We start from the raw sequence: 12,846 nt of genomic DNA, 5'->3' as shown, positions 1-12,846 counted from the left end.
CGGGAGAGAGACGGCGGATGAACCCGACGGACATCAACACCCACAGCAACACCATCACCGACACCGACACCGAGCAGCACACTCCCGCGCCCACCGGCTCGGGGACCGTCCGGGCACTGCTGGTCCGGGGCATGCTGGCGGGCCTGATCGCCGGGGTGTGCGCCCTGGCCGTCGCGTACTTCCTGGGCGAGGGCCCGGTCGACGCGGCCATCGCGTTCGAGGAGGCGGACGCCCATGACCACGGCGGCGAGGAACTCGTCAGCCGGGCCGTGCAGTCGACCGCCGGACTCGCCACCGGCGTCCTCGTCTTCGGGGTCGCCGTCGGCGGGATCGCGGCGCTCGCCTACTGTGTGGCGCTCGGCCGCTCCGGCCGCTTCGGGCCGCGCGCCACGGCCCTGCTGGTGGCGGTCGGCCTACTGCTGAGCGTCTATGTCGTGCCGTTTCTGAAGTACCCGCCGAATCCGCCCGCCGTCGGCGATCCCGACACCATCGGGCAGCGGACGGTCCTCTACTTCCTCATGGTGGTACTGGGCGTGGCGCTCACGGTGGGGGCGGTGATCGCCGGCCGCCGGCTGGCGCCCCGTACCGGCGCCTGGTACGCGGCGGTGATCGCGGCGGCGGGGCTGGTACTGGCCGTGGGGCTCGCCTATGCCTTCCTGCCGTCGTTCGACGAGGTGCCGAAGGGGTTCCCGGCCGCTGTGCTGTGGGAGTTCCGGCTGGCGACGCTCGCCGTACAGGCCACGCTGTGGACGGTGTTCGGCCTGGTCTTCGGGGAGTTGGCGGAGCGGCTGCTGACCCCGGCGAAGGCGCGGGCGGCCCGCCCGGCCGCGACGGGGGCGGTGACGGCGGCCGGCTGACGGTCACGGGACGACACACCTGGTGTCCCGAGGCGCCGCGCGCATACCTGTGCCCCGCCGGATCTCCGGCGGGGCACAGGTGCCGTCTGCCCACGTGGCCGCGTACCCGTGTCAGCCGGTCGTGGCCGGGAACGTCACGGCGATCTCCTCCGGCGCGGTCCCGGCCGTGCCCCGGCAGACCGCCTCGACGGGCGCGGCCCCCGGCACGGCCGCCAGCCGTGCCACTACCTCCCCCAGGCACCGCTTCAACGCGCGCTGCCCGTAGTAGTTGGGGTACAGGACCTCCCGGGCCTCGTCGGCGGGCGGTTCGGCCGCCGTCCGGGGGACGTACCGCGCCCACTCCGCCCGTTCGGCACCGGGCGCGGCGATCGTCCCGTCGGCGGCGAAAGCGGTCCGCGACGCCTGCCCGCCGCAGACCTGATGGCCTTCGAGCAGCCCCCCGACGTCCACGAAGTCGGCGCCGGAGCGGCGGGCGGCGGCCCTGATCCGGTCGTTGAGCGCGCCGCCGACCCCGGTGGCGAGCCAGCGCAGATCGCGGTCGTAGAAGGGGCAGCCCGCGACGCCCCAGCGGTCCCGGCCGTTCTCGTCGAGCCGGGTCGTCGCGCCCGGCTCCCCCGAGGCCAGCGGCAGCGGATACGACTGGACGACGACCCGTGGCATCGAACCGGTGCCCTCGACCGCCGCGCGCACCGACGCGACGGCCGCCGCCACCTTCTCCCCGACCGCCGCGACGCGCTCGGCCGCCGGGCCGGTGATCCGCCGGTCGGTCGAGCAGTCGGTACGGTCGCGCCAGGCCGCGGCGCAGGCCTTCATGGTGTCCGTCAGACGGACGTCGTCGCCGCCGATCGAGACGACGACGGTCCGTACGTCGTACCGGGCGGCCAGCTTCCGCAACTGTTCGAGCTGCGCCTCGTGGCTCCGTACGGCCCGGGACGGCGCCTCGGCCCCGGCGGTCGAACAGGCGATGTTGTGGTGGCGGACGGTGTCCGTGGTGAGGGTGAGGACATCGGAGCGGCGGCAGTCGTCGGTATAGACCCGGCGCGGTACGGCTCCGGAGGCCCCGGCCGTCGTCCTGGTCCGGTCCGTGGCATCGCGCAGCGCGGCCGGAACGCCGCCGTCGCCGCCGAGCCCTTCCGCGTTCCCGGCCCAGCGGGCCCCTTCCCCGGCGAGGAAGCCGTCCCCGAGCGTCACCAGCGCCACCGGCCGGGCGGGCGGCGCGGCCCCCGGCTCGTCGGCGGTGGTGATATCGGGGCGCGGCGACTCGGGACCCGGTTCGACGGGCCCGGGGCCCTGGGCCACCACGGGGCCGGTGGGCCTGGGTACGGGCCCCTGCCCCGGTGTCGCGGTGGCGGACGGCGATCCGACGGCCAGGGCCACGGGGAGGACGGCGAGGGCACCCAGTACCCCCACGGCGCTCCGCGCGGCCCGCGCCGTCCGCCGCCGCACGGCGGGATCTCCGGCGCCCGCCCGGGGTGCCCGGTCGGGGAGTTCGGTCATCGCTGGAGCCTCGATCCTTGGGCCGGTACCCCCGCTGTGCTGCTCCCATTGACCGCCTCACCGGCGGCGGAAGGCTTCCGGCCACGCGTGCCGTACGGCGACATCACCCGTTCGGGCCCGCCTCCCGGCGACACCACCCACAGTGCGGATAGCGGCGACCAGGGGCGCGAGGCCTCCCGCCCCACCGGATGGACTCGGCCACGCCTGGCGCGTTCCGCCATCATCCCTTCGGATCCGCCGTCCGGCCAGGAAGGACTGCCATGTTCAAGTCCAGAATCGCCGGTCTACTGGCCGCCACCGTGGCGGCATTCGGGCTGACGTCCGTCACAGCCTCGTCGGCCTCCGCATCCGCTTCCGCGATCGAGGGACCCTGGAAGCCGTGGGACAACCACTGGAACACCACGTGCGGCCAGACGACGACACACTGGCTCACGACGAACGCCGGCTTCCAGGCGTGCTTCATCGTCGACAGCGGCGGCGTCGTCCAGCCGGTGCTCGTGGTCAAGAAGAACGCCGCCGTCGCCATCCGCATCAAGGGAAGCGCCGATTCCACCTATGGCACCACGGTGAACTGCCCGGCGACCCCTCTCAGCGCCGGACAGCGCACCACCTGCATGGGAACCACGGAGGCGCTCCGGCCCGGCAACAACGACGGCTGGGGCAACCTCAGCCCCTGGAACAACAACGCCTGGTACGTCGGCTCGACGGCGGTTGTCAGGATCATCGCCTGACCGAGTCGCCCCGCCCCGCCCGTGTCCGAAAGGTTCAAGACCCCGTTCCGGCCGGGCGCCTACCGTGAGCGGCATGAACGCACGACTCGACGCCATCAGCCTCGTCGTCTCCGACATGGCCGCATCACTCGCCTTCTACCGCCGGCTCGGGCTCGATGTGCCCGCCGACTCCGACGGGGCCCCTCATGTGGAGGCCACCACGCCCGGTGGGCTGCGGGTGCTGTGGGACACCGAGGAGGTCATCACGTCGTACGACCCCGGCTGGACCCGGCCCTCCGGCGGGGAGCGGATCGGGCTGGCGTTCCGGTGCGAGGGGGCCGCCGCCGTGGACGCGCTCCACGACGAGCTGGTCGGCGCCGGATACACGTCGCATCTCGCGCCGTGGGACGCCGTCTGGGAGCAGCGCTACGCCGTGGTGCTCGACCCCGACGGGATGGGAGTGTCGCTCTTCGCGGACGCCGACGGCACCACCCCGCCCGCCCAGTAGGCGCGGAGGGTCAGACCCGACAGCAGGCGCATCTCGCGGGCGAGATGCGCCTGGTCGGCGTAGCCGGCGACGGCCGCCGCGGTCGCGTAGGGCGTGCCCCGGCCGATCAGGGCGAGGGCCCGCTGGAGGCGGAGTATCCGGGCCAGCGTCTTGGGGCCGTAGCCGAAGACCTCCAGGGATCGGCGGTGCAGTCGCCGGACGCCGAGGCCGGTCGCCTCGGCCGTCGCGGCGACCGTCGAACCGCCGTCCAGGAGGCGGACGATCCGGGCCGTCAGCGGGTCGGGGCCCCTGCCCTCGGCGTTCCGTGCGGCGGCGATCCGGACGGCCAGGGCTTCCAGGGCGGCCACCGGGTCGGCAGCCGAGTCGATCCGTTCGACGAGCCGCCGGGCACTGGCGGCGCCCCGGAGATCGGCCAGTTCGACCCGCCGGTCGCGCAGTTCGTGGGCCGGGATTCCGAGCAGTGCGGGCGCCGTACCGGGGGCGAATCTGATGCCCGCGTGGCGACGGCCGCCCGCGCCGGGTCCCGGGACGTAGGCCCGGGTGTCGGGTCCGGCGACGTACAGCCTGCCGGGGGTCCACAGCAGATCCATACAGCCGTCGGGGAGCACCGGCCGGACCCCGGACCCCGCCGATCCCGCCGACGGGCCCTTGGCCCAGACGATCGCGCCGGGGAGCGCCGAGGCCCGTTCGGCGTAGCCGGAACCGGAACCGAAGCCGGAGGCGGCATCCGAAGCGGGGTCCATCGCCGCGACGCTATCGCCGGTCGTCGCCGGACGGCCGGTCCGGCTTGTGGGCCGAGGGGCGGCCGGGGTACGGGGGATGCTGCGGGCGCGGCGGGTACTGGGGGTGCTGGGGGTACGCGGACGCGGGCGGGCCGCCCGTGATGTCGTTCGGCCCCGGGCGCTCACCGGCGGGCGGTTTGGCGGTGTGCAGCCGGGACCGGACGTCGTCCGGGGGCAGGAAGCGGGACCAGCGCTCCGGGAACTCGGACGGCATGTCCCCCGGCCCGCCGTCGCCGTCGTCGTCCGGGTCGTCGTCACCGTCGTCACCGTCGTCGTAGGTGTTGTAGTCGTCGTACAGCCTGGCCGCCTGTGCCTTGGCCAGCACCTCCACCGCCTGGGCCTCCCGGAGCCGGTCGTTGGCGGCGCGCGCGGCGGCGGTCGCGACGGACGGCCAGACCCGGTCGATGGCCGCGTTGACGGCGGCGCCGACGAGTACGGCGAAGGCGGAGATCCCGATCCACAGCAGGACGGCGATGGGCGCGGCGAGTGAGCCGTAGATCGTCGGGCCCTCGACCGTACTGGTGATGTAGACCCGGAGCAGGGCGCTGCCCGCCACCCACATCCCGATCGCCACCAGCGCGCCCGGGACGTCCTCGATCCACGGCGAGCGGACCGGGACGGAGACGTGGTAGAGCGTCGTCAGGAAGGCGATGCTGAGCAGCAGGACCACGGGCCAGTAGAGGATCGTGACGAGCGTCGTGCCCCAGGGGACGAGTTCGACCACCCGGTCGGGTCCGACGGCCGCCAGTGGCAGCACCACCGCCCCGATCAGCAGGGCGACGAGATAGAGCAGGAAGGCGAGCAGCCGGGTGGCGACGATGCCCCGGTGTCCGTCGAGGCCGTACATGACGGTGATGGTGTCGATGAAGACGTTCACCGCCCGGGAGCCCGACCAGAGCGCGATGGCGAAGCCGATGGAGATCAGATCGGGCCGGCCGCCGTGGGTGACGTCGGCCAGCAGGGGTTTGGCGATCTCGTTGACGCCCCGTTCGGAGAGCACGGTCCCCACGGCGTTGAGGATGTTCTTCTCGATCGAGGCGACGGTGGTGGTGTCGGTCCACGAGTCGATATAGCCCAGAAGACCGAGGAGCCCGAGCATCAGGGGCGGCAGCGACAGCAGGGTGAAGAACGCCGCCTCCGCCGCCAGCCCGAGGATCCGGTACTCGATACACGAGTTGACGGTGTCTTTCAGCAGCAGCCAGACCATCTTCCGCTTCGATACGTTGCGGTAGAGGACCCGGGCTCGCTGGAGCCGCCCCGAATGCCGCTCGGGTGTTTCGTTTGCTGCCTGCACGTCCATACCGTATCGGGCATGGAGACCAGCACTCACACAGTGACCAACCAGGCTCCGCCCCTGGTGGGATACGACGTCTTCGGTTCCGACCGCGCGCTGGGCGAGGCGGTCGCCCGGCATGTCGGGCCGGAGCTGGCGGAGGAGGTCCGTACGGAGCTGACGGAGCTCGGTAGGGCGGCGGGATCGGCCCAGGCGCAGGAGTGGGGGCGGCTGGCGAACGAGTCTCCGCCCCGGCTGCGGACCCATGACCGGTACGGCGAGCGGATCGACGAGGTGGAGTTCCATCCGGCCTGGCACCGGCTGCTCGGCCATGCCGTAGGCGCCGGGCTCACCGACGCCTGGGGCCGCCCGGCCGGGCATGTCCGCCGGGCCGCGGGCTTTCTGGTCTGGTCGCAGGTGGAGGCGGGTCACGGCTGTCCGGTGTCGATGACGCACGCGGCCGTACCGGCACTGCGGACGGACCCGGCCCTGGCCGCCGAGTGGGAGCCCCGGCTGACGTCGCACGGCTACGAGGCCGGGCTGGTGCCCGCGGCCCGTAAGCCGGGCGCCCTGTTCGGGATGGGTATGACGGAGAAGCAGGGCGGCAGCGACGTCCGGGGCAACACCACCCGTGCCGAACCGGTGCCGGGCGGCGCGGCCGACTACCGGCTGACCGGGCACAAATGGTTCTGCTCGGCACCGATGTCGGACGGATTCCTGGTCCTGGCGCAGGCACCGGAGGGGCTGACGTGCTTCCTGGTGCCGAGGGTGCTGGCGGACGGGTCCCGCAACGCGTTCCGGATCCAGCGTCTGAAGGACAAGCTGGGCAACCGTTCGAACGCGTCGGCGGAGGTGGAGTTCGACGGTACGACCCTGGCCCGCCGGGTCGGCGACGAGGGGCGCGGGGTGCCCACCATCATCGAGATGGTCGCGGCGACCAGGCTGGACTGCGTCCTGGGTTCGGCGGCTCAGATGCGGCAGGCTTTGGCCCAGGCGATCCACCACTCGGCGTACCGCCACGCCTTCGGCGGGCCGCTGATCGACAAGCCGCTGATGCGGAACGTGCTGGCGGATCTGGCGCTGGAGTCGGAGGCGGCGACGGTCCTGGCGATGCGGCTCGCGGCGGCGTACGACGCCGATACGGGCCCGGAGCGGGCGCTGCTGCGGATCGCGGTGCCCGCCGCCAAGTACTGGGTGACGAAGCGGGCCACGCCGATGGTGGGCGAGGCGCTGGAGTGCCTCGGCGGCAACGGGTACGTGGAGGAGTCCGGGCTGCCCCGGCTGCTGCGCGAGGCGCCGCTCAACTCGATCTGGGAGGGCTCCGGCAATGTGCAGGCCCTCGACGTGCTGCGGGCGCTCCAGCGGGAGCCGGGGGCGCTCGACGCGTATCTGCGCGAGGTGGGGCTCGCCCGGGGCGCGGACCACCGGCTGGACCGGGCGATCAAGGACCTGCTGACCGAGCTGGCGGATCTGGAGGGCGTCGAGGGCCGGGCACGGCGGCTGGTGGAGCGGATGGCGCTGGTACTCCAGGGGTCGCTGCTGGTGCGCTGGGCGCCGCCGGAGGTGTCGGACGCGTTCTGCGCCTCCCGGCTCGGCGGCGACTGGGGCGCCGCATTCGGCACCCTGCCGCACGGGCTGGCGACGGGCGCGGTGGTGGAGCGGGCGCGGGCGGTGGTCTGAGCGGGGGTACGGGGCTCCGCCCTGCCGCGGGCGGGGCCCGCGGGCTCCGGGGCGGGCCGCTCCGCCGCGTCGGCGGTGTGCGCGGGCACCGGCGGACCGCTCCGGCGGGCCCGCCCCGCCGGTGGTGCGCGCGGCCGGGGGCCGTACCGTGGTCAAAAGGATTTGGCCCCGGCGGTTGCGGGCACGGGACGCAAAGATGATCATGGTCGGGGTGGTGCTGCGCCGACACGGCACCACCCCTCGCGCCGTTCACTTTCGTACAGGTGAGCACCTATTCGCGAGAGTTGCAGAGGGTTGCAACGCTTGCCGCGAATCAGCCGTATCGCGGTGCTGGATCCGTTTCGCGCCGAGGAGGACCCCCGCGTCGTGCAGACCACGCCGATCGATCTGGCCAGACTCGCCGCGATGGAACCGGCGGAGGCCGGACGGGTGCTCCGGGGCATCCGGGAGGCCGTGCTCGACGGACGCCGCTCCGCCCTCGCCCCCCGGTCCGACATCGGCGCCTCGTGGCGGCGGCTGCTGGACGGCGGGCTCGATCCGGAGCGCGGCGCCCGGGGCGGGCTGCTGCCCCGGGAGGAGATCGAGCGGCGACGCTGCGAGTCCCCGCTCCGTACGGTGCTGCCGGTCCTGCGCGAAGCGCTGGTGACCATCGCGGACGCGGCCCAGCACATCGTCACGGTCGCCGACGCGGACGCCCGGCTGCTCTGGCGCGAGGGCACGGCCGCGGTACTGCGCAAAGGCGACGCGCACGGCTTCGTGATCGGCTCCGACTGGAGCGAACCGCTCGCCGGGACCACGGCGGTCGGTACGGTCCTGGTCACCCGGCGGCCGGTCCATGTCCACGCGGCGGAGCACTTCGTGGCCGCGTACCACTCCTGGACCTGCGCCGGGGCCCCGGTCACCGACCCGCGCGACGGGCGCCTGCTCGGCGTGGTCAATGTCAGCGGCCCCCCGAACACCCTCCACCCCACGGTGCTGCCCCTGGTCGCGACGGTGGCCCGGCTCGCCGAGGCGGAACTGCGCCAGCGCCACCAGACGGCCCTGGAACGGCTGCGGGCCGTGGCGTCGCCGCTGCTGGGCCGGATGACCGGCCGGGCCCTGATCACCGACGGCAACGGCTGGCCCGCGGCCGTGATCGGGATGCCGCCGCCCCCGGGGCGGATCCAGCTGCCCCGGCCCCCGTCGGCGGGCCGGTTCTGGCTGGCGTCGCTGGGCATGGCGGATGTCGAGCCGGTACCCGGCGGCTGGCTGATCCGGGTGACGGAGGCCGGCGGGCCGGGACCGGTGGCCCGGGTCGTCGTCGACCTCACCCGCCCCCGGTACGCGTCGGCGACCGTGCACGGCGCTGCGGGCAGCTGGGTCCAGGAGCTGAGCCCCCGCCACGCGGAGCTGCTGGGCCGGCTGGCGGCCCACCGCGAGGGCCGGACCGCGGCCCAGCTCGCGGAGGACCTCTTCGGCGACCCCACCAGAACGGTGACGGTACGCGCCGAACTGTCCCGGCTGCGCCGGCAGCTGCCGCATGTGATCACCAGCCGCCCGTACCGGTTCGCCGAGACGATCGAGGTCGAGATCCGCCACCCCGAGCCGGCCCCGGAGGACGGGCCGCCCGGGGAGCCCTGATCACGGGCACTACGATGCGCCACGTCGCAATTCGAGGCCGAAGGGGTGGAGCCGTGCTCGGGGGAATCCTGCTGGCGGTACTGGTCGTCGTGATCATCGGGACCACCTGGGCCCTGACCCGCTGGCGCCCCAGGCCCCGGTGGGCCGACCGCGACGGCCGCGACTGTCCGGGGTGCGGTGGCTTCCGCGTGACCACGGTGAACAACGGCACACGCCTCGACGGCATGCTCGAATGCCGCGCCTGCGCCCGCGTCTGGTCCCCGGAGGACCACACCCGCGGGTGACCCTCACCCGGAGCGCCCCGACGCCGGAGACCGCTCGCCGCGACGACCGCCGGGCGCGGGCATCCAGGGGCTCTGGGGACCCCAGCGCCTTGGCCCTCCGGGTTGCCGCCTCACTACCCGGGCCGCGCCCGGCTCCTTTATGTTGCTCGCGGCCCGCGACCCCCAGCGCCACCTGGGTTGCCCTCCTGACCGCCCTCGCAGAGAGACGAGCCCCCCTTCTCAGGGGCGGGACTGGGGAGAGCATTTAGGGGCGCGGGGAACTGCGCGACAAGCCCACGACGGCGCGCGGTCGCCCGACAACACTCGCCCGGCAGGGCGGAGGGCGTGAGCCTCACCCGGAGAGCCAAGGCTCTGGGGGTCCCCCCGTCGCCGAAGGCACAGGGGGAGGAACTGCGCGACCAGCCACAGACCGGGCGCGGTCGCCCGACAACACCCGCCCGGCAGGGCGGGTGGCGCGACCCCCACCCGGAGAGCCAAGGCTCTGGGGCCGGCGCCGCCCGAGGCGTCCAGGCAGCCGGGGGCCCCGGGGCGCGGGGCCGCGTGCAAGGCGGCGAGGGCAGGTCACCGGCACCCCCGCCCCGGGGCGTCGCGCGCCGCATGGTTCCCTGGGGCCATGAGCATCACCGTCACCACCTGGTCCCTTGAGCAGACCTCGCCCGCCGATCTGCGGCCCGCCGCGCCCGTGGGGCCCGATGTCACGGTCGTCCGGTCGGAGATCCCGTCGCCCGAGTTCAGCCGGTTCCTGTACTCCGCCGTCGGCGGGGACGTGACCTGGACCGACCGGCTGGGGATGAGCTACGCCGAGTGGGAGGCGGCGCTCGGCCGGCCCGGGACGGAGACCTGGGTGGCGTACGAGCGGGGGACGCCCGCCGGGTACGCCGAGCTGGCGACCGACGGCGAGGGCACGGTGGAGATCGTCTACTTCGGGCTGATCGCCGCCTTCCGGGGCCGCCGGATCGGCGGCCATCTGCTGAGCGTGGCGACCGCTCGCGCCTGGGATCTGGCGGACCGCTGGCCCGGTCTCCCCCCGACCAAGCGGGTCTGGCTGCACACCTGCTCCAAGGACGGCCCGCACGCCATGGAGAACTACCGGCGGCGCGGCTTCGCCCTCTTCGACACCAAGGTCGGCGAGGAGCCGGAGACGGCCACCCCGGGCCCGTGGCCCGGCGCCCACGGCTGAGCCGCGCGACCCACCCGTACACCGCACACCGCACCCGTAGATCCCCCGCGCACAGCCACCCGTACGGCCCCCGGGCGCCCGCCCCGAGGGGCCGTACGCGCTTCCGCGCACCGGCGCCCCGGCGCACCCCGGGCCGTACGCCCGGCACACGTCCGCCTCACACCCCGGACACCCCTCCCGGGGCCACCCGCCACCCCTCCTCTACACCCGGCCGACCTCCGGGAACGCGCCATCGCGTGACCGTCGCCACACGTCTCATAGTGCGAGATACTTTTGTCCACCATCCGGATTACGGTGGACTCTCCTCCAATCGCCGTGCCACGCTTCCGTCATGTCTCGAGCTGGAATTGCCTTGGTGAGTCGGCGGCACGTCGACCACGGCCGCATGTCCAGCGCCATCTGTCCCGCCTGCTGACAGCCCAGCACCACCGCTCCCTCAGTTAGCCGTCGCCAGTCGAGCATTCCGCCGCCCGATCCGCCGAGTAAGCCGATCCTCCGCCCGCTCCACCTGCGCGTTCGCACCACTTTCGACTGAACACCGCCAGATCGCCCCGTACACCGCCCGACCTGCGCCTGTTCTCCGCCTGCCCCTCACCGCACATCCGCACCCCGCGCACCGTCGCGCGGACCGCCAGTGTGCGGTCGCGAGCCGCCCTCCCGTTGCCCCGAAGGACATACCGCCATGGCCGCCACACCGGACAAGCCCGCTCCCGCAGCCGCCCGCCGCAAGGCCGGCCGCCACCGCGGCGAGGGACAGTGGGCCGCGGGCCATTTGACGCCCCTCAACGCCAACGAGCAGACGAAGAAGGACGACGACGGTCTCAATGTGCGGACACGCATTGAGACGATCTACGCCAAGCGGGGTTTCGACTCCATCGACGGCGCCGATCTCCGCGGCCGGATGCGCTGGTGGGGTCTCTACACCCAGCGCAAGCCCGGGATCGACGGCGGGAAGACCGCGATCCTGGAGCCCGAGGAGCTGGACGACAGCTACTTCATGCTCCGGGTCCGGATCGACGGCGGCCGGCTGACCACCCGCCAGCTCCGGGTCATCGGCGAGATCTCCGAGGAGTTCGCCCGCGGTACCGCCGACATCACCGACCGGCAGAACGTCCAGTACCACTGGATCCGGATCGAGGACATGCCGGAGATCTGGCGGCGTCTGGAGGCCGTCGGGCTCTCCACCACGGAGGCGTGCGGCGACACCCCCCGCGTCATCCTGGGCTCCCCGGTCGCCGGGATCGCCGCGAACGAGATCATCGACGGCACGCCCGCGATCGACGAGATCTACCGCCGGATCGTCGGCAACAAGGACTTCTCCAACCTGCCGCGGAAGTTCAAGTCCGCGATCTCCGGCTCGCCGCTGCTGGACGTGGCCCATGAGATCAACGACATCTCCTTCATCGGGGTGAACCACCCCGAGCAGGGCCCCGGCTTCGACGTCTGGGTCGGCGGCGGGCTCTCCACCAACCCCAAGCTGGGGGTCCGGCTCGGCGTCTGGGTGTCGCTGGACGACGTCCCGGACGTCTACGAGGGCGTCATCTCCATCTTCCGCGACTACGGCTACCGCCGGCTCCGCAACCGGGCCCGGCTGAAGTTCCTGGTCGCCGACTGGGGGCCGGAGAAGTTCCGCCAGGTGCTGGAGGACCAGTACCTGCTGCGCAAGCTCTACGACGGGCCCGCGCCCGAGGTACCCGTACAGCAGTGGCGTGACCACATCGGTGTCCACCGCCAGCTGGACGGCCGGTTCTACATCGGCTTCGCCCCGCGCGTCGGCCGGGTGGACGGCACGATCCTCACCAAGATCGCCGACCTGGCGGAGGCCCACGGCTCCGGCCGGGTCCGGACCACGGCCGAGCAGAAGATGATCGTCCTCGACGTCGAGGAGGACCAGGTCGACTCGGTCGTCGCCGGCCTGGAGGCACTCGATCTGCGGGTCACGCCCTCGCCGTTCCGGCGCGGCACCATGGCCTGCACCGGTATCGAGTTCTGCAAGCTGGCGATCGTCGAGACCAAGGGCCGCGGCGCGTCCCTCATCGACGAACTGGAGCGCCGGCTGCCCGAGTTCGACCAGCCGATCACCATCAACCTCAACGGCTGCCCCAACGCCTGCGCCCGGATCCAGGTCGCGGACATCGGTCTCAAGGGCCAGCTCCTCCTGGACGACGACGGCCGTCAGGTCGAGGGCTTCCAGGTCCACCTCGGCGGCGCCCTCGGTCTCGAACCCGGCTTCGGCCGCAAGGTCCGCGGCCTGAAGGTCACCTCCGAAGGCCTCCCGGACTACGTCGAGCGGGTCCTGCGCCGCTTCCAGGAGCAGCGCGAGGACGGCGAGCGGTTCGCCCAGTGGGCGGCCCGAGCGTCGGAGGAAGCCCTCTCGTGAGCGACGCGCGCGCGGCTGCCGGGCCGCGGACGGCAACGAAACCCGCACAGCGCCGCGCGAGCGGAGAAGCGAACA

Annotated in this window: 11 protein-coding genes; 8 read left to right on the top strand and 3 right to left on the bottom strand. The window is 73.5% G+C overall.

The window, feature by feature from the left end; translation table 11 throughout:
- The first annotated feature begins 17 nt into the window (after window positions 1–17).
- The gene (locus ABZ714_RS16715; protein ID WP_358825955.1) at window positions 18–857 is read left to right on the top strand and encodes a CbtA family protein; all 840 of its coding nucleotides are present in this window, start codon (window positions 18–20) and stop codon (window positions 855–857) included.
- 111 nt (window positions 858–968) lie between these two features.
- Here ABZ714_RS16715 and ABZ714_RS16710 read toward each other — a convergent pair whose 3' ends face one another.
- Window positions 969–2,354: a hypothetical protein gene (locus ABZ714_RS16710; RefSeq protein ID WP_358825954.1), complete on the bottom strand. Its 1,386-nt coding sequence runs from the start codon at window positions 2,352–2,354 to the stop codon at window positions 969–971.
- A 260-nt stretch (window positions 2,355–2,614) separates the two neighbouring features.
- Between ABZ714_RS16710 and ABZ714_RS16705 the strand changes: the two genes are divergently transcribed.
- Together ABZ714_RS16705 and ABZ714_RS16700 are read left to right on the top strand one after the other, a co-directional pair.
- The gene (locus ABZ714_RS16705; RefSeq protein WP_358825953.1) at window positions 2,615–3,085 is read left to right on the top strand and encodes a hypothetical protein; all 471 of its coding nucleotides are present in this window, start codon (window positions 2,615–2,617) and stop codon (window positions 3,083–3,085) included.
- A 73-nt stretch (window positions 3,086–3,158) separates the two neighbouring features.
- Complete coding sequence (locus ABZ714_RS16700) at window positions 3,159–3,572, top strand: VOC family protein (RefSeq protein ID WP_358825952.1); 414 nt, start codon at window positions 3,159–3,161, stop codon at window positions 3,570–3,572.
- Here ABZ714_RS16700 and ABZ714_RS16695 read toward each other — a convergent pair.
- The gene (locus ABZ714_RS16695) at window positions 3,491–4,315 is read right to left on the bottom strand and encodes a helix-turn-helix domain-containing protein (RefSeq protein WP_358825951.1); all 825 of its coding nucleotides are present in this window, start codon (window positions 4,313–4,315) and stop codon (window positions 3,491–3,493) included. The genes ABZ714_RS16700 and ABZ714_RS16695 overlap by 82 nt on opposite strands.
- 10 nt (window positions 4,316–4,325) lie before the next feature.
- A complete protein-coding gene (locus ABZ714_RS16690; RefSeq protein ID WP_358825950.1) occupies window positions 4,326–5,648 on the bottom strand; it encodes a YihY/virulence factor BrkB family protein in 1,323 nt (440 codons plus the stop codon).
- 18 nt (window positions 5,649–5,666) lie between these two features.
- On the opposite strand from ABZ714_RS16690, the gene ABZ714_RS16685 reads away from it, so the two are divergent.
- From ABZ714_RS16685 to ABZ714_RS16665, 5 genes are all read left to right on the top strand, one after another.
- Window positions 5,667–7,307 (top strand): acyl-CoA dehydrogenase family protein, encoded by a 1,641-nt coding sequence (locus ABZ714_RS16685; protein WP_358825949.1) that lies wholly within the window; start codon window positions 5,667–5,669, stop codon window positions 7,305–7,307.
- A 366-nt stretch (window positions 7,308–7,673) separates the two neighbouring features.
- On the top strand, window positions 7,674–8,927 hold the full coding sequence (locus tag ABZ714_RS16680; protein WP_358825948.1) for a GAF domain-containing protein: 1,254 nt from the start codon (window positions 7,674–7,676) through the stop codon (window positions 8,925–8,927).
- Between the two features lie 53 nt (window positions 8,928–8,980).
- Window positions 8,981–9,211, top strand: coding sequence for a hypothetical protein (locus ABZ714_RS16675; RefSeq protein ID WP_358825947.1), 231 nt, complete (start codon window positions 8,981–8,983; stop codon window positions 9,209–9,211).
- A gap of 613 nt (window positions 9,212–9,824) precedes the next feature.
- Window positions 9,825–10,391 (top strand): GNAT family N-acetyltransferase, encoded by a 567-nt coding sequence (locus tag ABZ714_RS16670; protein WP_358825946.1) that lies wholly within the window; start codon window positions 9,825–9,827, stop codon window positions 10,389–10,391.
- A 682-nt stretch (window positions 10,392–11,073) separates the two neighbouring features.
- Entirely contained in the window at window positions 11,074–12,771 is a 1,698-nt protein-coding gene (locus ABZ714_RS16665) for a nitrite/sulfite reductase (RefSeq protein WP_358825945.1), read from the top strand.
- The last annotated feature ends 75 nt before the right edge of the window (window positions 12,772–12,846 follow it).

Origin of the sequence: Streptomyces sp. NPDC006798 (assembly GCF_040635975.1) — a bacterium.
In the GTDB taxonomy this organism is placed as follows: Bacteria; Actinomycetota; Actinomycetes; order Streptomycetales; family Streptomycetaceae; genus Streptomyces.
The sequence above is the reverse complement of the archived record's forward strand: the minus strand, read 5'-3'. Positions and strand labels throughout refer to the sequence as shown.